Genomic DNA, 20,349 nt, shown 5'->3' with positions numbered 1-20,349 from the left:
AGGACATCATGAGTTGATCGTGATCAGCCCTGCAATGATCAGCGCAGTGCCGACCGCGTAGCGGGGCGTAATGCTCTCACCGAGAAATATCTGGGCGAGCAAGGGTACGAAGAAGAATGTGAGGCCCATGAAGGAGTAAGCGATCGTAAGGGGCACGCTCTTCAGGACGTAGATCCAGATGAGGGTGCCGGCGCCGTAGATCGCGAGGGCTGCAATGAGCAGCGGATTGAGGGCGAGATCGACAAGCCCACGGACACTGAGGTCTCCGGTCGTGCCGCTGGTCAGTTTGAACAGAACTTGTCCCGTAGCAATCAGTAGAGGGGTTCCTGCCAGCGCGAACCAGAGGCCGGGAGAAAGTGATGTCAGCATGGCGTAACCTCACAAGGTGCTCTGCCGGTCTTCGCAGTAGTAGATGTCACGTCCGATATCCACGCACTGATAGCTCTTGGGGATGGGATACATCGCCCGCAGGAACGAATGAAGGTAGGGGAAGAAGTTGAAATGCGGGTTGAAGGTGTAGCGGTATTCTCGCTCTCGCGGTACCACGATAATCAGTCGCTTGCGGGCAATGCGGCGCAACTCCTGGATCGCCTGCCGATAGTCGAGCAAGTGTTCGATCACGTGTGTGCACACCACCGTGTCGAACTCACCGGTGGCGAAGGGCAGAGCTTCGATTTTGGCGGCGACATATTCGATGCCCGGCAGGGCTGCAGCGTCATCGATGACGAAATCCACACCCGTGAGACGCGCGAGACCGGGGTTGGTGTTGCGGACGCTGGTCAGCAAGGCTCCGGTGCCGCAACCGACGTCGCAAACACTTTCGCCGACAATCGACTGGCAGATGCGGTCGATACATGCCTTTGAGTTGTCCGTTCCTGCATGCACCCGCGGGTGATTGCGATAAAGCTCAGCATATTCCTCATCGGTCAGAAAGGGTGCCCGCGCGCGAAACTCGGCCAGATGCACGATGTGTTCGCCCCACACGCGTTTGGCCGCCCATAGGAAGAGGGAAGAGTCCTTGAGAACCGGCGGCAGCAGGTCCTCAATGATGAACCGGATCCGGTTCGTCATCTCGCGGTTCATGCGTTGGTTTCTCCGAAACTGTCTTCAGGCGGCATGGCTCTTGTCCGAGGAGGCTGGGGCGCTTTGATTCCGGTGGTCTTGTTTGCGGGCCGGTTTGGAATAGCGAGTGAGCGTCATGTAGTGGATACGCAACTGCTCGGCGCGCGAGCGGGCGACGGAATCGAGGATCGTGCCGGCGGTGAGGAAGAGAAGCGACATCATCATCAGTGCGAGCGAGAGCACCCAGGTCGGCATGCGCTCCACCAGCCCGGTCTGGAAATAGGCGTAAAGGACCGGTGTCATGAAGACGATACTTGCTGTCATCAGCGTCGCGGAGAAGGTACCAAAGAAGGCGAAGGGGCGCGTCTCCTTCATCAGCATGGCGAACATCCAGAGGATTTTCGCGCCGTCGCGGAAGGTGGACAGCTTCGAGTGGGAGCCTTCCGGCCGCCGACCGTAATCGAGTTCGAGCTCGCAGACGGGAAGCTTCAGGCGTGAGGCATGGACCGACATTTCGGTCTCGATCTCGAAGCCGCCGGAAACGGCAGGGAAGCTTTTGACGTAGCGCCGCGAGAAGGCGCGGTAGCCCGAGAGGATATCAGTGAAATCCTGCCCGAAAAGGAAACGATAGAGGCGGTTGAAAAGTCGGTTTCCGAAGGCGTGACCGTTGCGACCGGCATCCTGGTGCACGCCGCGGCGTATGCCGACCACCATGTCGGCGCGCTCGGTGATGAGTGTGCGGACGAGTTCTTCGGCGTCCTCCGGGGCATAGGTGCCGTCGCCGTCTGCCATGACGTAGACATCCGCATCGATGTCGGAGAACATGCGGCGCACGACGTGCCCCTTGCCCTGGCGGCGCTCGCGGAAGACGGTCGCGCCGGCAAGCACCGCGTGCAGCGCCGTCCCGTCCGTGGAATTGTTGTCATAGACGTAGATGCGCGCGTCGGGCAGGGTCTGCCGGAAGTTGCGGACGACGGTTCCGATCGTTGCCGCCTCGTTGTAGCAGGGCAGCAAAACAGCGATGTCGAGATTTTCCGACCCGGATACGTGCATACTCGTTACTCGCAAAACACAGCCGGCGCTCCGGGTTATCCGAGGCCCGGTTTTACTATTTCTTGAGAAGGTTAAGGCTAGGTTTCGCCGGCATGTGACATCTGAAATTTCCGCCGTCCGGCCCCGCCGGTGCGACGGCGAGGGAGCAGTTCCGGCATGGCGGCCATCGACATCACGAAAGACGAGCGCGGGCCGTTCTGGTCGCGCTATGGCTTGTCGCTCCTCTTCTACGCGGTGGTGACGATCTCCGCACTCGCCCTTCTCAATCTGCCGGGAGCGAAGGACTACGTCGGAGCGGACAACGACGATGTGATGCGCCTCGTCGTGGTTCGCGATCTCCTTGCGGGGCAGGGTTGGTTCGACAATGTGCAGCATCGCCTCGGCCTCGGCGGAGGCACGTCGATGCACTGGTCGCGACTGATCGACCTGCCGATCGCTGCGCTCATTACGTCTTTCCGGCAGTTCCTGCCGGAGACTGCGGCCGAGGCCGCGGCATTGCTGGTCTGGCCGTTGTCGCTCGCCATCCCGTTGCTGGCGATGATGGGGCTCGCCGGTCGAAGAATAGGCGGGCCGCAGGTGATGCAGATCGCCTTTGCGATGACGGCCATTCTGGTCGTTACGTCGAACCGGTTTCTGCCGGGGGCGATCGACCACCACAACGTCCAGTTCGTCCTCATCGCCACAATGGCCGCCATGCTGGTCGATGCCGACTACAAGCCGTGGAGCTTCGCATTGGCCGGAACGGCTGCCGCCCTGGCGATCGCCATCGGCGCGGAGACAACGCCCATTGTCGCCGTCGTCTGTCTGCTGGTGGCAGTGCTGTGGGTCTGGCACGGACGCGAGTTCGCAGCCGCGGCACGCGCATTCGCCCTGGCGATTACGATCGGCGTAACGGTCTTCTTCTTCGCTACCGTCCCGCCGAGTCGCTATGGCGAGGTCACCTGTGACAGTCTCTCAGTCGGCTATTACGGGATTACCGCAGCCGGTGGCGCATTGTTGTTTCTTTCGGCGTTGCTCGCGAGCGGAGCTCGCCGTGAGTTGCGTTTCGCCGCGCTTGCAGGCAACGGCGTGATCGTGGCTGCGACGGCGCTCGTCCTCGCACCGCAGTGCCTGCGCAATCCCCTTGCCGATCTTGATCCGTTGCTGGTCAAGCTCTGGCTGTCCAATGTGATCGAAGCACAATCCGTGCTCAGCGAGCTGAGCAGCGAGCCTGGGACGTTCGGCGGCTTCTATGCAGTTGGCTTCTTCGCCCTGATGGTTTGCCTTTCGCGCATCATGCTGCGCGACCGCGTCGAACTGCACACGATCCTTCTCGCCCTGGTGGCCGCGGCTTGGGGGATCGCCCTGATCCAGGTACGCGGCGCCGTCTTCGCAAATCTTCTGGCAATCCTGCCGCTGGCCGTGCTGGTCTCGGAACTCCGCCGTCATGCCCATGCCGATCCCGAGAATATGAGCGCCGGCTTCTTCTTTCTCGGCGGCGCCCTGATGGCGGTGCCGAGCGTGTGGGCCTTTCTCGGTGTGCTCACCGCCGAGGGGACGGATGGTGTCGCCAACCGGTTTCGAAGCGGTGGAAGTGTGCAGGGGGCGCAGATATCAGCGGATTGTGAAAGCCGTGCCGCTATTGCGCCGATGACGGAAGTACCGCCGACCACGGTGGCGGCACCCTCGGACAGCGGCTCCGATATCCTGCGGTTTACTGCCCACCGCGTGCTTTCGGCTCCCTACCATCGCAATCAGGGAGGCATGCTGACGGAACTGCATATCGGGCTCGCGACTCCGAGCGAGGCCGTCGCCTTCCTTCGCGGGGCAAAGGTCGGCATGATCGCTTACTGTCCCGGCAACGCACAGACCAAACGTTTGGCGGCGATGAAGCCGGACGGGCTCTATGCGGCCCTTGGCCGTGGTGAAATTCCGCCCTACCTCGTAGCCTTGCCGCATGCGGAGGGATCAGGATTTCAGCTCTACAGGGTCGACCTGCCGGCTGAATGACGCAGCCGTGGTTGGATAAACACTCTTCGACCGTCGAAGCCTCGCTTCGAGGCTGATCTTTGCCGTCAATTGGGCTAGTAAGCCTGCATGGCCAATTTTTTCAGTGATGATTCGCCCACCAATCTCACAGAATTTACCGTTTCGGAGCTTTCGGGTTCGATCAAGCGGACGATCGAGAGCGCCTTCGATCACGTCCGGGTACGCGGCGAAATCTCCGGCTATCGCGGCCCCCATTCCTCGGGCCATGCCTATTTCTCCCTGAAGGACGACAAGTCCCGCATCGATGCGGTGATCTGGAAGGGCACGTTCTCGAAACTGAAGTACCGCCCGGAAGAGGGCATGGAAGTCATTGCGACCGGCCGCGTCACCACCTTCCCTGGCTCTTCGAAATACCAGATCGTCATCGAGGCACTGGAACCGGCCGGCGCTGGCGCGCTGATGGCGCTGATCGAGGAGCGCAAGCGGCGCCTTGCTGCGGAAGGTCTGTTCGATGCCGCCCGCAAGCAGTTGCTTCCCTACATGCCGAAGGTAATCGGCGTCGTCACCTCGCCGACCGGTGCGGTCATCCGCGATATCCTGCACCGCATCTCCGACCGTTTCCCGGTCCACGTGCTGGTATGGCCGGTGAAGGTGCAGGGCGAAGGCTGCGGTGAGGAGGTCGCAAACGCGATCCACGGCTTCAACGCGATCGACCCGGGCGGGTCCATACCGCGGCCCGATGTTCTGATCGTGGCGCGGGGCGGCGGCAGCCTAGAGGACCTCTGGGGGTTCAACGACGAGATCGTCGTGCGCGCTGCAGCCGAAAGTGCGATCCCGCTGATTTCCGCAGTGGGCCACGAGACGGACTGGACGTTGATCGACTATGCCGCGGATGTGCGGGCGCCGACGCCGACAGGTGCTGCCGAAATGGCAGTACCTGTAAAGGCCGACTTGGAGGCGCAGGTGGCGAATCTTGGCGCAAGGCTCTCCGGCGCCTGCAGCCGCCAGATGGATAATCGGCGACAGGGCCTGCGTTCGCTTGCTCGCGCCCTCCCGTCACTCGACCAGTTGCTGGCACTGCCGCGCCGCCGCTTCGATGAAGCCGCAGGTGGCCTCGGGCGCAGTCTCGAACTCAACACGATGAACAAGCGCCGCAGCTTCGAGCGTACCGCCTCGCGGCTCAGCGCCGACGTGCTGGCAAGGCGGATTGTCGAGCGGCGTCAGCGTCTCAACGAACGCGCCTCGCTCGCAGAGCGGATTGTCGAGCGGATCGTCGATCGGTTGAAGATGCGGCTCGGCCGGTGTGATGCCGCGCTCACGGCCATGCCCTCGCGGCTGCAGTCACAGACGGGGCGTGCCCGCGACCGGCTGGCGGGGCTGGTCGCTCGCGCCGATGCCGCCGTGACGACGGAGGCCCGGCAGCGCCGGCATGCGATCACAGCGCATGACCGCATGCTGCAGTCACTTTCCTACAAGAATGTTCTGATGCGCGGCTACGCCGTCATTCGAGACGCCCGTGATCGTCCGGTGTCCCGAGCCGCCGCACTGACGACGGGGACCGCGATCGCCATCGAATTCGCCGACGGCCGCGTGTCGGCTGTCACCGGAGAATCGGGGGAAGCCGCTGCCGCCTCAGTCAGCGAGGCGAGAACCGGACCTCCGTCGACCAGGTCTCCGAAGAAGAGCGAGCCGCCGACCGGCCAGGGAAGCCTTTTCTGACCAGCACGAGGCATTTGTCCCGCCGAGTGGGGGTGACCAGATGTAGCGTGACACGCGTTCGACCCTTCTCTGTCCACCATCACAACTGCGTGAATATATCTTGTTATAAAGATAAATCGGCGTAAGCATGCCGTTCCCTAAACAGGAGGGCAGAGCCGATGGCGAGATCCACCGACATCACGACAGTTGCCGTTACCGCAATTGCGCCGGCGATATGGGGGAGCACCTATATCGTGACGACGACCATGCTCCCCGCCGGCTACCCCCTGACGGTGGCCATGTTGCGGGCGTTACCGGCGGGGCTCGTCCTGCTTATGCTCGTGCGTCAATTTCCAAGCGGGCTTTGGTGGTGGCGGATGCTGGTGCTCGGCGCGCTCAACTTTACGATCTTTTGGGCTATGCTTTTCGTCTCCGCATACCGGCTCCCCGGTGGTGTCGCTGCGACCGTGGGTGCGGTCCAGCCGTTGATCGTCATAGGGCTCGCTCGTCTCGTGCTGACGACACCGGTGCGCTCGGCCGCCATCATCGCGGGACTTGCGGGGCTTGTCGGTGTCGGCCTTCTGGTGTTGACGCCCAAGGCGGCGCTTGACCCAATCGGTATTGCCGCGGGACTGGGTGGTGCCGTTTCCATGGCGACGGGCACGGTGCTGACGCGTCACTGGCGCCCGCCGGTATCGAGCCTGACGGCGACGGCCTGGCAATTGACGGCGGGCGGTTTGCTTCTGGTGCCCCTTGCCTTCGCGCTGGAGCCGTCTTTGCCCGCACTCTCCTTCACGAATATCGCCGGCATCGCCTATCTCGGACTGATCGGCGCTGCGCTCACCTACATATTGTGGTTTCGGGGTCTCGTGCGGCTGGAGCCGTCGGCGGTCGCCTCTCTGGGCTTTTTGTCGCCGATGGTCGCCACCCTGCTCGGCTGGCTGATTCTCGACCAGGGCCTGTCGCCGATGCAATTCCTCGGGTTCCTCGTCGTGCTGGCGAGCGTCTGGCTCGCTCAACGGGCGACGGCGTCGCCGCTACCGGCGACGAAGTCCGTACCAGCGTCTTGAGGTGACAGCGGAGCGAGTGATGCCGGTCTGCATCAGCGACGGACTTTTCCTCGGTTGATGGGAAGGCCCGCATCGCCGCCATTTAAACGCCCTTCGGACTTCCTATGTGTATCCGTATCGTCAGCAAACACGGAGGCGTTGGCTGCGTTTATGCCGACCGTCGCGCGAGGAGTATGAGATCATGAAGCGGATAGCGGGAATAATTCTCACGGGTCTTTCGCTGGCCGTCGGTACGCCTGCACTTGCGGGCGATGCCGAACTCGCGTCGATCCTGTTCGGAAAGGTATACAACGACGGTGTCACGGCGGTGCAGGTCGGTGCGGGCTATCGCTGGAGGAACGGGGATGTTCCGCTCTTCGTGCGACATCCCTCTGCGGCACTCATGCGCGCCGCTCAGGCGGAAGCGGCAAGCGACCCGATCCTCGGCGAGGCGTTGTCGCGGCGTGGCATCGCCCTGCACAATGTCATCTGGGTCCAGACCGCGATGAACGGCGGCCGGATCATCTATCACTACTGACGCTCGAGCTCTCGAGGCGGCGAAGTGCGCGCTTCTGCCGCCTGCCGAAAGCGATTGCAGCCTCAGGCCCACTCGCCTCTGCGCATCACCGGCACGCGGCTTCCGTCAATCCTGACGCCATCGATGTCGACCTTGTCCGAGCCGATCATCCAGTCGATGTGGATCAGCGAGGAATTGCCACCCTGTGCCGCGATCTTGTCTTGTGTCAGCGAGGCGCCATCGAGGAAGCACTTGGAGTAGCACTGGCCAAGCGCGATGTGGCAGGAGGCATTCTCGTCGAACAGCGTGTTGTAGAACAGGATGCCGGAGGCCGAGATCGGCGAGGAATGCGGCACCAGTGCCACTTCGCCGAGTCGGCGGGCGCCTTCGTCGGTGTCGAGCACCTTCAGCAGGACCTCCTCGCCCTTTGAGGCCTTCGCCTCGACGATACGGCCGCCCTCGAACCGAACCTGAATTTCGTCGATCAACGTGCCCTGGTGCGACAGCGGCTTCGTGCTCGACACATGGCCTTCCACCTTCAGCGCGTGCGGTGTCGTGAAGACCTCTTCAGTCGGAATGTTCGGGTTGCAGGTGACCCCGTTCTTGGCGACCGACGCGCCGCCGTGCCACTCATGGCCGTCGGCAAGCCCGACCGTCAGGTCGGTGCCGGGACCGGTGAAATGTAGCGCAGCGAAGCGCTCGCCGTTCAGCCAGGCGGAGCGTTTGTGGAGTTCGGCATTGTGTTCCGCCCATGCTGCGACCGGATCGTCGCGGTCGACCCGCGAGGCGGCGAAGATCGCATCGGCGAGCCTGCGGACGGCCTCATCGACCGGAAGCCCGGGGAATACGAGCGTCGCCCAGGACGGATTCGGATAGGAGCAGATGTTCCAGTTGATGTCGAAGTTGGAGATGTGCTCCAGCGCCGGCTTGTAGGCGATCGAGTTCGCCTTGTTGGCGCGTGCCACCTTTGCCGGGTCCTGGCCGGAGAGCAGCATGGGGTTGTCACCGGCGATCGCCAGCCGTGCGCCGCCGCTGGCGTAGGCTTTCGCCATGCCGTCATAGAGCCAGCCGGCGGCCCGGTCGAAGCTCGCGTCGGGAGCGTGCCGATAACGGGAAAGGGTCGTCTCCTCGTCGGAGTAGAAGGTGGAGACGAGGCTCGCGCCCGCCATGTAGGCGTGCTTGGTGATGAGCCGGATGAGCGGCATGGCAGCGAGCGGCGCAGTCATGACCAGTTCCTGGTCCTTCTGCAGGTTCAAGCCAACTTTGACGGCCACTTCGGCCAGCTTCTCGAGCTTTGCCGGATCGACTGTGGTGTTGAAATCGGGCGCAATTGTCATGGGAAACCTGCCATTCTGTTGGAACATGTCACACGAAGACTTAGAGGTCTTTGCGGCGAAATTGAAGTGCGCGTAAGTGCCCGGAATGGCTCATCGCCTGTCTTGGCCAGACAAGAGGGCCCTCGTCACGCGATCACGGCGGCGGCGATCGCCTTGAGTGCCCGCTGGGCGTCCTTCGGATCGAGGCGGACCTGCACGCCGCGCTGGCCACCATTAATGTAGACATGCGGCTCGGCGAGTGCACTCTCCTCGATGGCGGTCGGCACGACCTTCTTCTGGCCGAAGGGACTGATCCCGCCGACGTGATAGCCGGTGAGCCGCTCGGCATCCGCCGGCTTCATCATCGCCGCCGACTTGCCGCCGAAGGCCGCTGCGAGCTTCTTCATGCTGACCTCACGGTCAGAGGGCACGACGACGCAGGCCGGCTTGCCGTCGACCTCGGCCATCAGCGTCTTCAGCACGCGACGCGGCTCCTCGCCGATCGCCTCAGCCGCCTGGAGACCGATGCGTTCGACGTCCGGATCGTAGTCATAGAGGTGAACGGAAAAGGCGATGCCCGCTTTCGCCAGTACCTGAGTTGCGCGCGTGGTTTTGGACATCGGGAACCTCAGCCGGCGAAGAAATTGTCATAGAGGTCCGGCTTGAAGCCGACGAGTACACGTCCCTCGGTCTCCAGGACCGGCCGCTTGATCATCGATGGTTGCTCAAGCATCAACGCGATCGCCCGCTCTCGGCCAATATTGCCCTTTTCCGCCTCCGGCAACTTGCGGAACGTCGTTCCAGCACGGTTTCCCAGCCGGCGGCATCGCACCACCGCTCGACACTGCCGCGGTCAATCCCGGACGATTTGTAATCGTGAAAGGCGTAGTCGATGCCCTGTTCATCCAGCCAGGTACGCGCCTTCTTCATGGTGTCGCAGTTCTTGATGCCGTAGAGCGTAACTCGCATGTGCCGTCCTGCTGCGCCTTCGGGCCGGTCGCCGTCCCGATTCTGATGGCCATGGCATAGCAAAACGTCACGGCCTTTCAAATGACCGGAACGGCAGGAAACGGCTTTGACAGTGTTGCCCGTTTGCGCCTCAATACTCGACGACGTGGGTGAAGGGAGGATTGCCGACCATGGCAAAGATCATGCTGAAGCGCGTCTATGAGCCCGCGGCCGATACGGACGGAACGCGCATTCTTGTCGACCGGCTCTGGCCCCGCGGGATCGCCAAGGAAAAGGCCGGCACTGATCTCTGGCTGAAGGACATTGCCCCGAGTGACGCGTTGCGCAAGCGGTTCCACGGCAAACCGGAAGACTGGGAGGAGTTCCGCGCCGCCTATTTCGCCGAGCTGAAGGCGCCTGCGGCAAAGTCCGCCGCGGATGTCCTCCGCAATCATCTGGACGAGGGACCGATCACGCTGCTCTACGCCGCGCGCGACGAGGTGCGCAACAACGCCGTCGCCCTGAGGGACTGGCTCGCCGGGAACACCTGACGAACTTTGTCCGTGCTGATGCTGAGAAGTTGGCGTGAAATGTCCCATCTTTGTCAGTAAGGGGAATTTTTCTCCGTGTGAATGTCGCTAGGATTTCCCTATGTTCAACGCATGGAGATGCATGAAATGTCCGCACATGATGTCGCCCTGATCGTCATCGACGCCCAGGAGTCCTTTCGCCACCGGCCGTATTTCCGGGAAGACGGCCTCGCCGGCTATATTGCCCGCCAGCAGGCGCTGATCGATGGTGCCAAGGCTGCGGGCGTTCCGGTGGTGCAGATTTTCCACGTCGAGGACGAAGGGCCGTTCTCGGAGGCATCCGGCAACGTCACGACGTTGAAGCCACTGACAATCCAGCCGGACGCAGTCTTTCGCAAACGGCGTCACAGCGCGCTCGTCGGAAGTGGCCTCGACGTCTGGCTCGTTCGGAACGGCATCCGCAAGGTGATCATCTCCGGCATCCGCACCGAGCAGTGCTGTGAAACCACGACGCGCCACGCCTCCGACCTCGGCTACGCTGTCGATTATGTCAGCGAGGCGACGCTCACCTTCCCGATGACGGACGCCGGCAGTCGCGAGTGGAGCGCTGACGAGATCCGAGCCCGCACCGAGCTCGTGCTTGCGGGCCGCTTCGCCCGCATCGCCACCGTCCAGGAAGCCCTTTCCGGTCTTGCCGAGAAGGTTGCCGCATGACAATCGACACGCAGCATCGCAGGGATGTTCCGGTCTATATGGTCGTGCCACCCCGCGCGCTGCTCCTCGATGTCGCCGGTCCGATGGAAGTGCTGCGCAAGGCCAACCTCGTCCAGGACAAGGTACATTTCTCCGTTCACTATATCGGCCCGGCGCCGGCGGTCGGGAGCTCGATCGGTCTGCATCTTGCGGCGATCGAGCCTCTGCCGGACAATCTGCCGGAAGGTTCGCTGGTGGTTGTCTCGGGTGCTGCCGACAAGCCGCTCGGCCAAGCCTTCAACAGCCGCGCCGACGATGCGCGGCTCGAAGCGGCAATCGTCGCCTGGCTGAAACGTGCCGTTGGTCCCGGCCGGAGGCTTGTCTCGATCTGTTCGGGCGCGTTGCTCGCTGCCCGCGCCGGGCTTCTCGATGGTTACGACTGCACCACCCACCACGAGACCACGTCCGAGTTGATCCGGCTCGCGCCGACGGCGCGGGTGAAGGAGAACCGCTTGTATGTCGAGGACGGAGAGCGGCTGACGAGTGCCGGGATCACCGCCGGCATCGACCTCATGCTGCACATCGTGGCCAAGGAGGCGGGGCACGCGACGGCGCTCGCCGTCGCCCGTTATCTCGTCGTCTACTTGCGGCGCGGTGGTGCCGATCCTCAGATCTCGCCCTGGCTCGAGGGGCGCAATCACATTCATCCGGCGATCCATCGCGCGCAGGACGCCGTGGCGACCGATCCCGCGCGGGACTGGTCGGTCGACGAACTCGCCCGCGTGGCGGCTACGAGTCCTCGGAATCTCTCGCGCCTGTTCAATGAGCATACGGGGATGAGCGTCAGCGATTATGTCAACCGCATGCGTATCGCCCTGGCGCACGAGCTCGTGGTAGGCACGCGGCTCGACATGGAAAGCGTGGCGGAGCGGGCGGGCTTCGCGTCGACGCGACAGTTCCGTCGCGCCTGGAACCGCCTACATTCCGCACCTCCGAGCCGCGCCAGGAAATTGCCGCGCGAGCGTGACCGCGCGTAACGCAGAGAAAATGCCTCCGCAGTTACTGTCCGGCCGCCGCGCTTCATATTCGCCAGACAAGGGATCCGCCGGTCATGCCGGCGCCCGCGGCACTCAAGAGCAGGGTTTCTCCGCGCGCGAGGGGATGATTCCGATGGCTGATCGAGAGCGAAAGCGGGATCGTTGCCGCCGACGAATTGCCGAATTCGGCGATCGTCTCGACGGTCCTGTCCTTTCCGATCGCGAGCTTTTCGCAAAGCGCGTCCGTCATGCGGGCATTCGCCTGATGGGGAATGAAGCGGGTCACGTCGGTCATTTGCAGCCTCGCATGTGCGACGGCCGCCGTGGCCGTTTCCGACATCATCCTGACGGCGGAAGCGAAAACGGCTTTTCCGTCGCGAATGCTCATCCGGCACTGGTCGTCCGGAAGGTCCGGCCGGAAAGGTAGCGAGCTGCCTCCCGCCGGGATTCCGATCAGGCCGTACTGGCTGCCGTCGCTGGCAAGATCGAGGGAGAGCAATCCTCGGTCGGTGTCATCCGAAGGCGCAAGTACGACGGCACCGGCCGCGTCGGCGAAGAGGACGGCTGATGCCCGTTCATCGGGGTTGATCCGGCGGCTCAGGATATTCGCCGCGACCACCAGCACCGGTCTGCCATGGCGCACCACGTGGCTGTCGGCCAGTGCCAGCGCCTGCAGGAACCCGGTGCAGGCCCCGGCAAGATCCACCGCGCCGCAACGGGTAAGCCCGAGGTTGTAAGCGAGCAACGGAGCAGACGGCGGCACCAGATGATCGGGTGTCGAGGTCGCAAGCAGCGTCAGGCCGATGTCGCGCCGGTCCACGTCGGCGCTCAAGAGTGCATCCTCAGCCGCCCGGGCCGCAAGCGCGGTGAGGTTATCCTGCGGCTCCGCCCAACGGCGGCGCCTTATGCCGGTTCGCCTCGCGATCCAGCCGGCCTCCAGGCCGAGCCGATGTTCGATCTCGCAATTCTCGACGATGCGTTCGGGAACGCTGTGGCCGAAACCGGCCATCCGGCTCGACCGCATCATCGGTCGGCGCTCCGGATCAGGTCGACGCACTCGTCGATTGCGGCATAGGCACGGTCGAGTTCTTCGGCGGACGAGCAGTAGGGTGGCATCAGGTAGATGACATTGCCGAGCGGGCGGATGAGCAGTCCTCTTTCGCGAAACAGCCGACGCAATCTCGGCCCGACGTCGGAGAGGTAGCCGGTGCTCGGTGTTGCAAGATCGAGCGCCGTAATCGTCCCGATCTGCCGTACCTCCGAGAAACGCGGGTCGTTGCGGAAACGGGCGAGCTTTTCGCCCTGCAAACTGGCCAACACGGCTATCCGTTCTTTCACGGGCTCTTGCCGCCAGATGTCGAGATTGGCCAATGCCGCGGCGCAGGCGATCGGATTGGCGGTATAGGAGCTGGAGTGAAAGAATGTCCGGCTTCGATCCGTCGAGCGGTGCGCGTCGAAGATCTCCGGTTTGCTGAGCGTAGCGGCAAGCGGCAGTGCGCCGCCCGTGAGCCCCTTCGACGTGCAGAGAATGTCCGGCGTGATGCCGGCCTGTTCGCAGGCGAACAACGTGCCGGTGCGACCCCAGCCGGTCATCACCTCGTCCGCGATCAGGAGCGCGCCGGAACGGCTGGCGATGGCGGCGATCTCGGCCAGAACCGAAGGGGCATAGAGTCTCATCCCGCCGGCGCCGAGCACCAGGGGCTCGACGAGTACGGCGGCCACGTCGCCACCGCGACAGAGCTGCTCCAGCGCGTCGAGCGTCTGCTGTCCGTGACCGGTCGCGGGAAAGGGGAGTCGGCCGACATCGAACAGCAGGGGCTGGTAGGGCGCGTTGAACACGCCGCGCTCACCGACCGACATCGCGCCGACCGTGTCGCCGTGGTAGCTGTGTTCCATGACGATGATCCGGGCCTTTCGCTCATCGCGGTGATGGAAATAACCAAGCGCCATCTTGATGGCGACCTCCACCGCGGTGGAGCCGCTGTCGGAGTAGAAGACATGGGTGAGGCCGGGCGGCGCAAGTTCGATCAGGCCGGCGGCTACCGCTTCGGCCGGTTCATGGCTGTACTCGGCGAAGATGATCTGGTCGAGGTTGTCTGCCGCTGCGCGGATTGCCGCCATGATCGCCGGGTGGCGATGGCCATGGGTAATCACCCACCAGGAGGAAATCCCGTCGAAAAGCCGCCGCCCATCCTCGTCGATCAGGCTGGAGCCCTCGGTCCTTACGATCCGCTTGAAGGGCTGCTCCAGACCGTGCTGGGTAAAGGGGTGCCAGACAGGCGACGATTTCGCAGCATTCATGGTCTGCTCTCCGGCTCGAAGATCGAAAGGTCGAAGTGGTCGCGAAAGGCGCGGGCGAGCGTCGACGGATTCGGATCAGTAAGGAACGGCATTCGCCCGAGGCGCCGAACCCGTCCGAGGTGAACGATTGTTTCTTCCACGCGCTCCTCCGGATCGCCGACAAACGCGACGCCGAGAACCGGAATCTGCCGTGACCGCAGAGCCTCGATCGAAAGCAGCGTGTGATTGATTGTCCCGAGACGTGTCCGGGTACAGAGGATGACGCGATGCCCCCAACGCGCGAAGACGTCGATGAATAGCCGGTCCGGGGTCAGCGGAACCATCAGGCCACCTGCGCCCTCGATCACCAGTGGGCCATCGACCGCCGGAGGATCGATCGCGTCCGGATCGATACTGGCGCCATCGATTTCAGCTGCGATGTGCGGCGAAGCCGGCGTGCGAAGCCGCCAGAGCTCCGGCAGGATGCGGTTCTGCGCGAGTCCCCCCAGGCGGGCGACGGTTTGACTGTCCGTTTCATCGTCGAGGCCGGATTGGATGGGCTTCCAGTAAAAACCGTCGAGTGCGGCCGTCAGTGCGGCGGAGAAGACCGTCTTGCCGATCCCGGTGTCGGTGCCGGTGACGACGTAGCGCGCGCTCACGACGATATCTCCGCAAGTGCGGCGGCAAGATGATCGAAGAGCGCGCGGACGTCATCCTCTTTGACATTGCAGGTGATCGAGATGCGCAGTCGCGCCGTTCCGGCCGGGACGGTTGGCGGTCGAATTGCCCGCACGTCGAAGCCATCCCGCCTCAGTCGCTCGGCAAGAGCGACAGCCCGACCGTTCGAGCCGACGACAACCGGCTGGATCTGGGAACCACTCGATGCGCCGAGGAGACCGGCGCTGAGCCCGTCGGCAAGACGAACGAGGCGGTGGAGGCGCTGTCGTCTTTCCGGTTCCTCGCGGAGTATTCTGAGAGCTTCGCGGAGAGAGGCCGCCTGAAGCGGCGATGGCGCGGTCGAATAGATGAAGGGCTTGGCATGGTTGACGAGATAGTCGAGCAAAATGGCGCTTCCGGCGATGACTGCGCCTGAAACGCCGAGGGCTTTGCCGCAGGTGTGAAGGACGAGAACGTTCTCCCGCCCTTCGAGATCTGCCGCAAGGCCGCGGCCACCCGGTCCCCATACGCCGCTCGCATGGGCCTCATCGACCAAGAGAAATCCGTGGTGGCGATCGGCGATCGCCATCAGGTCCTGAAGTGGTGCCTGGTCGCCGTCCATCGAATAGAGGCTCTCGACCACGATCCAGAGCGTACCGATGCCACCACCCTGTCGCCAGCGCCGGATCGCCTCCTCGCAGGCGTCGGCATCATTGTGCCGAACGGCCACGGCTTCTGCCCGTCCCGCCTTGAGCCCCGCATGCGCGCTCGCATGGATGAGGGCGTCGTACAGCACGAGATCGCCGCGCTGCGGCAATGTGGAGAGGACAGCAAGATTGGCGGCGTAACCGCTCCCGAAATAGAGCGCTCGTTCGCTGCCGAAGAAGGCTGCTGCCTCGGCCTCCAGCGCCTCATGTTCCTCATGATTGCCGCGCAGCAGCCGTGACCCGCCGGCGCCGAGCGGTACGCCACGCTCCAAGGCTGCCATCGTTGCGGCCGCCAGCCTCGGACAGGCGGCGAGGCCGAGATAGTCATTGGACGAGAAGTCGACGCCGGCCTCGGCGCAGAGCCGGCGGCGGCGATCCTTCTGTTCGAGCTGCCTGAGCTTGGTGTCGTAGCGAGCCAGCTGCTCGAGCATCAGCGGTTGTCCTCGGCCGTCAGGCCCAGCCGGCGGAAGAGGCTTCGGTCCTTGTCCTCCCCGGGATTGGCCGCCGTCAGCAGGGTGTCCCCGACGAAGATCGAATTCGCACCAGCGAAAAAGCAGAGAGCCTGCAGCTCGTCCGACATGTCGCTACGCCCGGCCGACAGGCGCACATGAGACCGGGGCATTAGCAACCGGGCAAGGGCGACGATGCGGACGAATGCGATCGGATCGACCGGCGCCGCATCGGCCATTTTTGTGCCCGGTACCGGAATGAGCATGTTGATCGGCACGCTCTCCGGCGGAGACGGCAGGTTCGCGAGCGTGACCAACATGTCGATGCGGTCGTCCTCGCTTTCACCGAGCCCCATGATCCCGCCGCTGCAGACCTTGATGCCTGCCTCTCGGACATGGGCGAGCGTTTCCAGCCGCTCTTCGAATCGACGGGTCGTGATGACTTCGGGGTAGAAGCGTTCGGAGGTGTCGACGTTGTGGTTGTAGTAGTCGAGGCCTGCTTCGGCGAAGGTCTGCGCCTGTTCGGGCGACAACATTCCGAGCGTCATGCAGGTTTCGAGGCCGAGTGCTTTGACCCCTTTCACCATGGCGACGATCGCCGCCTCGTCGCGGGCCTTCGGGCTACGCCAGGCGGCTCCCATGCAGTAGCGCGTCGCTCCGGCGTCCTTCGCCTTTTGCGCCTCGGAGAGCACCTGCGCGCAAGAGAGCAGTTTCGAGGCCTTCAGGCCGGCCTCGTGATGCGACGACTGGCTGCAGTAGCCGCAATCTTCGGGACAGCCACCCGTCTTGATGTTGATGAGCTTGCTGAACTGCAGCCGGTTGGGATCGAAATTTTCACGGTGAAGGCTGTGCGCCTGAAAGAGCAGATCGTTGAATGGCTGCAGGTAGAGGGCGCGGGCGTCCTCGAACGTCCAGGCCGGACCTGAGCCATCGATGGTTGTGTTCTGTTGCCGGTTCAGATCGTGCATGGCTGCATCTCCGCGTATTTTCCAACGTCGAGGCTTGGCAAATAATAGATTATCTATTAAATCTCCTCATGGAGTCAGGCTGTCTGCAAAATCGCGGACCGTCAACGACAATTAATATAGATTATCTATGAGGCAACGATGGCGGAGACGGTCGCGGAACGCATCGCGAGAGTGTTGGGCGAGCGGATCGTTGCCGGGGAACTGCTTCCGGGCTCGCCTCTGCGTCAGGATAGGATTGCGGAGGAATTCGAGGCGAGCCATGTACCGGCGAGGGAGGCCTTCCAGCTGCTGAGGTCACGCGGGCTAGTCGTCGCCGAGCCTCGCCGAGGGGTCCGGGTCGCGCCGCTGGATCCTGCCGCGATCCAGGAGACGGTCGAGATCAGGGCGGCACTGGAAAGTCTTGCACTCACCTTTGCCGGGCCCCGCATGAACGCGGCCTGCCTCGAGCGGATTGAGAAGGCGCTCATCGCGGCCGATCAGGCGCAGACCATGGTTGAGTGGGAGCAAGCCAATCGCGTATTCCACCGCGAACTCGTCGCGCCGTGCCGGATGCCGAAGCTCCTTTCGATGCTCGACGATCTTCAGCTTGCCAATTCGCGGATCATATTCTCGGCAACCCGCTCGGCCGGCTGGCAGCCGGGCTCCAGCCTTGCGCATCGTCAGATCGTGAATGCCCTGAAGAAGAAGGAGTTCGACCGTGCGGCGACCATGCTGCGCAACCATATCCGCGGGCTCGAACGCGCGACGTGAGACGGCGCGCGACAGCGGCGAGGTTCGCTCGGGCGCCTTGTGCGGCTAGCCGCCCGCGCCGTCGACAGCCTTCTTCGCTCTCTCCGCAGCGGCCTCCGCATCGATGATGGCCTGAACGGCTTCCTCGCGACCGGCTGCCGCATGGCTTCGGGCCATCTGGGCAAAACTTGCGGACATTTGAGCAGAAGACTGCGCAGTGGCACGGAACTTCAACGCCGCAGGCAAGTCACCTTTTGCCTCCGCCTCCTGTGCCCCACGAGCCATCCTTTCAGCGCTGATTGCCAACTGGTTGGCCGTCGCCGCGAGATGCATGGCCAGCTGGGCTTCGTTCAGGGTGGCGACAGTCGACGTTTCAGCTGTATTCATAAAGGTCATTTTCCAGTCCAATGCGGCAAGAAGGTCACCGCAATGTTCCTGTACGAATGCCTGGAACCGGGCCGTCATTTGGCCCATTGTCTCGGCATCGGACTCAGTGGTGCGCGCCGCCCTTCCAAGTTCCACGCCGTAGCTGACACCGAGCTTGAAGCCCTCCTTGAGGCCCTCGCCGTATCCGAGGCGTTCGTCGGCCGACGTAAGCTCTTCCGGAGTGGGAACCATCTGCAGGACGCTTGAGGGGTCCTTGACGGAGCTCAGGGATAGATCGTGGTATCCGTCGACCACGCCGCGCAGCCATCCGGGGTAGGATCCCTCGCATGCCCCCCGGTGGAACTGGGGGGAGTTACGATCGGCGAACGCGACGGCCGTCCCCATAAGGTTTGCGCAGAGGACGACAAGGACCGCAAGAGAAGCAGCCCTTATGCCGCGAATGACTGTCACCGTTCGCTCGATCTGCCGCGTCATGCCGGCCGCCCTCGCTCGATGTTCACCTGCTCGAAGAGCAGCTGAACTCTACGCGCTGACATTGCGATCCGCGTTGACATGCGTCAACTTTGGCGATCGAAGGCTGATCGTCTCACGCAGACGGTGTGACGTACGGGCAAGCGTTCACGAAGACTGGGTTCGGCAGGAATATCCTTCCCGCCGACTACCCGGGATCTGTGTTATTTCATTCCCACTCGATCGTGCCCGGCGGCTTCGAGGTTACATCATAGACGACGCGGTTGATGCCGCGGACTTCGTTGATGATGCGGGTGGCGGCGCGGCCGAGGAATTCCATGTCGTAGTGGTAGAAGTCGGCCGTCATGCCGTCGACCGAGGTCACCGCGCGCAGCGCGCAGACGAACTCATAGGTGCGGCCGTCGCCCATGACGCCGACGGTCTGCACCGGCAGCAGCACGGCGAAGGCCTGCCAGATCGCGTCATAGAGACCAGCCTTGCGGATTTCGTCGAGATAGATCGCATCGGCGTCGCGCAGGATGTCCAGCTTCTCGCGGGTGACGCCGCCGGGGCAGCGAATGGCGAGGCCCGGACCCGGGAAAGGATGACGGCCGATGAAGGAGTCGGGCAGGCCGAGCTCCTTGCCGAGTACGCGGACTTCGTCCTTGAAGAGTTCGCGCAGCGGCTCCACCAGTTGCATCTTCATGCGTTCCGGCAGGCCGCCGACATTGTGGTGCGATTTGATCGTCACCGACGGTCCGCCGGTGAAGGAAACGCTTTCGATGACGTCAGGGTAGAGCGTGCCCTGACCGAGGAAGTCGGCTCCGCCAAGCTTCTTGGCCTCCTCCTCGAAGGTTTCGATGAAGAGCCGGCCGATGATCTTGCGTTTGGTTTCCGGATCGGAAACGCCTTCCAGCTCGCCGACGAACCTGTCGACGGCATCGACGTGAATGAGGTGCAGGTTGTAGTGCTCGCGGAACATGGCGACCACGTCGGCCGCCTCGTTCTTGCGCATCAGCCCATGGTCGACCAGGATGCAGGTGAGCTGGTCGCCGACCGCTTCGTGGATCAGCAGCGCCGCGACGGAGCTGTCGACGCCGCCCGAGAGGGCGCAGATGACCCGCTTGTCGCCGACCTGGTCGCGGATGGCCTGAACGGCTTTGGCGCGATAGGCCGACATCGTCCAGTCGCCCTTGATGCCGGCGACGTTGTGGATGAAGTTGGCGATGAGCTTGGCACCGTCAGGCGTGTGCACGACTTCCGGATGGAACTGCACGGCGTAATACTTGCGCTTCTCGTCGGCGATGAAGGCGAAGGGAGCGTTGGCAGAGGTCGCGACTACCTCGAAGCCGGGGGGCAATGCGGTTACGCGGTCGCCATGGGACATCCAGACCTGGTGGCGAGAGCCGGTGGGCCAGAGACCATCGAAGAGTGCGCAGTCCTTCTCGATATCGAGAAACGCGCGGCCGAACTCCCGGTGATGTCCGTCCTCGACCTTGCCGCCGAGCTGCATGCAGATCGTCTGTTGCCCATAGCAAATGCCGAAGATTGGAACGCCGCTGTCGAAGACGACCTGCGGTACGCGAGGGCTTCCCTCTTCAAGCGTCGAGGCCGGGCTCCCCGAGAGGATCACCGCCTTCGGCTTCAGCCGCGCAAAGCCTTCGTCTGCAGATTGGAACGGAACGATCTCGCAATAGACGCCCGCCTCGCGGACGCGCCGGGCGATGAGCTGCGTCACCTGGCTGCCGAAATCGATGATGAGAACGCTGTCGGGATGAGCTGTCTGGGTCATGTCGAGCCTTTAATGAAAACCGCCCGTTCTGGCAATTGCTGATTTGCCGCAGATCCGGA

At 63.3% G+C, this 20,349-nt stretch carries 20 protein-coding genes and 1 pseudogene; 8 read left to right on the top strand and 13 right to left on the bottom strand.

Annotated features, from left to right (window positions below):
* Positions 1-6 precede the first annotated feature (6 nt).
* From NHF53_RS01800 to NHF53_RS01790, 3 genes are read right to left on the bottom strand one after another with little or no spacing between them, the layout of a single operon-like run.
* Positions 7-369, bottom strand: a complete 363-nt coding sequence (locus tag NHF53_RS01800; protein WP_252832864.1) for a transporter — start codon at positions 367-369, stop codon at positions 7-9.
* Between the two features lie 9 nt (positions 370-378).
* Positions 379-1,083: a class I SAM-dependent methyltransferase gene (locus NHF53_RS01795; protein ID WP_252832863.1), complete on the bottom strand. Its 705-nt coding sequence runs from the start codon at positions 1,081-1,083 to the stop codon at positions 379-381.
* A 24-nt stretch (positions 1,084-1,107) separates the two neighbouring features.
* Positions 1,108-2,115, bottom strand: a complete 1,008-nt coding sequence (locus tag NHF53_RS01790) for a glycosyltransferase (RefSeq protein ID WP_252832862.1) — start codon at positions 2,113-2,115, stop codon at positions 1,108-1,110.
* Between the two features lie 156 nt (positions 2,116-2,271).
* On the opposite strand from NHF53_RS01790, the gene NHF53_RS01785 reads away from it, so the two are divergent.
* From NHF53_RS01785 to NHF53_RS01770, 4 genes are all read left to right on the top strand, one after another.
* Positions 2,272-4,104 (top strand): hypothetical protein, encoded by a 1,833-nt coding sequence (locus NHF53_RS01785; protein ID WP_252832861.1) that lies wholly within the window; start codon positions 2,272-2,274, stop codon positions 4,102-4,104.
* An 87-nt stretch (positions 4,105-4,191) separates the two neighbouring features.
* The gene (xseA, locus tag NHF53_RS01780; protein ID WP_252832860.1) at positions 4,192-5,802 is read left to right on the top strand and encodes an exodeoxyribonuclease VII large subunit; all 1,611 of its coding nucleotides are present in this window, start codon (positions 4,192-4,194) and stop codon (positions 5,800-5,802) included.
* A 158-nt stretch (positions 5,803-5,960) separates the two neighbouring features.
* Positions 5,961-6,851 carry an EamA family transporter gene (locus tag NHF53_RS01775; RefSeq protein ID WP_114363669.1) on the top strand — a complete coding sequence of 297 codons (891 nt, stop codon included), beginning with the start codon at positions 5,961-5,963 and terminating at the stop codon, positions 6,849-6,851.
* A 181-nt stretch (positions 6,852-7,032) separates the two neighbouring features.
* Complete coding sequence (locus NHF53_RS01770) at positions 7,033-7,368, top strand: hypothetical protein (RefSeq protein WP_114363668.1); 336 nt, start codon at positions 7,033-7,035, stop codon at positions 7,366-7,368.
* Between the two features lie 62 nt (positions 7,369-7,430).
* On the opposite strand, the gene NHF53_RS01765 is transcribed toward NHF53_RS01770, so the two are convergent.
* The 3 genes and pseudogenes from NHF53_RS01765 to NHF53_RS01755 form a co-directional block, all read right to left on the bottom strand.
* Positions 7,431-8,684, bottom strand: coding sequence for an aminopeptidase (locus NHF53_RS01765; RefSeq protein ID WP_252832859.1), 1,254 nt, complete (start codon positions 8,682-8,684; stop codon positions 7,431-7,433).
* A 125-nt stretch (positions 8,685-8,809) separates the two neighbouring features.
* Positions 8,810-9,283: a Cys-tRNA(Pro) deacylase gene (gene ybaK, locus NHF53_RS01760; protein ID WP_252832858.1), complete on the bottom strand. Its 474-nt coding sequence runs from the start codon at positions 9,281-9,283 to the stop codon at positions 8,810-8,812.
* Between the two features lie 8 nt (positions 9,284-9,291).
* Positions 9,292-9,632 (bottom strand): annotated as a pseudogene (locus NHF53_RS01755) (arsenate reductase).
* Between the two features lie 170 nt (positions 9,633-9,802).
* Between NHF53_RS01755 and NHF53_RS01750 the strand changes: the two are divergent.
* From NHF53_RS01750 to NHF53_RS01740, 3 genes are all read left to right on the top strand, one after another.
* A complete protein-coding gene (locus NHF53_RS01750) occupies positions 9,803-10,162 on the top strand; it encodes a DUF488 domain-containing protein (RefSeq protein WP_252832857.1) in 360 nt (119 codons plus the stop codon).
* 126 nt (positions 10,163-10,288) lie between these two features.
* Positions 10,289-10,855 (top strand): isochorismatase family protein, encoded by a 567-nt coding sequence (locus tag NHF53_RS01745; RefSeq protein ID WP_252832856.1) that lies wholly within the window; start codon positions 10,289-10,291, stop codon positions 10,853-10,855.
* The gene (locus NHF53_RS01740; protein ID WP_252832855.1) at positions 10,852-11,871 is read left to right on the top strand and encodes a GlxA family transcriptional regulator; all 1,020 of its coding nucleotides are present in this window, start codon (positions 10,852-10,854) and stop codon (positions 11,869-11,871) included. The genes NHF53_RS01745 and NHF53_RS01740 overlap by 4 nt, the downstream gene beginning before the upstream one ends.
* Before the next feature lie 43 nt (positions 11,872-11,914).
* Here the strand turns inward: NHF53_RS01740 and NHF53_RS01735 are convergent, their stop codons facing one another.
* Genes NHF53_RS01735 through bioB form a run of 5 tightly spaced genes read right to left on the bottom strand, consistent with a single transcriptional unit; the run spans position 11,915 to position 16,932 of the window.
* Complete coding sequence (locus NHF53_RS01735; protein ID WP_252832854.1) at positions 11,915-12,898, bottom strand: beta-ketoacyl-ACP synthase III; 984 nt, start codon at positions 12,896-12,898, stop codon at positions 11,915-11,917.
* Positions 12,895-14,172 carry an adenosylmethionine--8-amino-7-oxononanoate transaminase gene (locus tag NHF53_RS01730; protein ID WP_252832853.1) on the bottom strand — a complete coding sequence of 426 codons (1,278 nt, stop codon included), beginning with the start codon at positions 14,170-14,172 and terminating at the stop codon, positions 12,895-12,897. The genes NHF53_RS01735 and NHF53_RS01730 overlap by 4 nt, the downstream gene beginning before the upstream one ends.
* Positions 14,169-14,810 (bottom strand): dethiobiotin synthase, encoded by a 642-nt coding sequence (gene bioD / locus NHF53_RS01725; RefSeq protein WP_252832852.1) that lies wholly within the window; start codon positions 14,808-14,810, stop codon positions 14,169-14,171. The genes NHF53_RS01730 and bioD overlap by 4 nt, the downstream gene beginning before the upstream one ends.
* On the bottom strand, positions 14,807-15,946 hold the full coding sequence (locus tag NHF53_RS01720; protein ID WP_252832851.1) for an 8-amino-7-oxononanoate synthase: 1,140 nt from the start codon (positions 15,944-15,946) through the stop codon (positions 14,807-14,809). The genes bioD and NHF53_RS01720 overlap by 4 nt, the downstream gene beginning before the upstream one ends.
* Positions 15,946-16,932 carry a biotin synthase BioB gene (bioB, locus tag NHF53_RS01715; protein WP_252832850.1) on the bottom strand — a complete coding sequence of 329 codons (987 nt, stop codon included), beginning with the start codon at positions 16,930-16,932 and terminating at the stop codon, positions 15,946-15,948. The genes NHF53_RS01720 and bioB overlap by 1 nt, the downstream gene beginning before the upstream one ends.
* Positions 16,933-17,070: 138 nt before the next feature.
* Between bioB and NHF53_RS01710 the strand changes: the two genes are divergently transcribed.
* Positions 17,071-17,682 carry a GntR family transcriptional regulator gene (locus tag NHF53_RS01710; protein WP_114363657.1) on the top strand — a complete coding sequence of 204 codons (612 nt, stop codon included), beginning with the start codon at positions 17,071-17,073 and terminating at the stop codon, positions 17,680-17,682.
* Positions 17,683-17,727: 45 nt separating this feature from the next.
* On the opposite strand, the gene NHF53_RS01705 is transcribed toward NHF53_RS01710, so the two are convergent.
* Together NHF53_RS01705 and guaA are read right to left on the bottom strand one after the other, a co-directional pair.
* On the bottom strand, positions 17,728-18,522 hold the full coding sequence (locus NHF53_RS01705) for a hypothetical protein (protein WP_252832849.1): 795 nt from the start codon (positions 18,520-18,522) through the stop codon (positions 17,728-17,730).
* 205 nt (positions 18,523-18,727) lie between these two features.
* Positions 18,728-20,290 (bottom strand): glutamine-hydrolyzing GMP synthase, encoded by a 1,563-nt coding sequence (gene guaA, locus NHF53_RS01700; RefSeq protein WP_252832848.1) that lies wholly within the window; start codon positions 20,288-20,290, stop codon positions 18,728-18,730.
* Positions 20,291-20,349: the final 59 nt, after the last annotated feature.

This window comes from Ciceribacter sp. RN22 (assembly GCF_024054295.1).
Lineage (GTDB): Bacteria > Pseudomonadota > Alphaproteobacteria > Rhizobiales > Rhizobiaceae > Allorhizobium > Allorhizobium lividum.
This window is presented reverse-complemented; position numbering and strand designations above follow the sequence as displayed.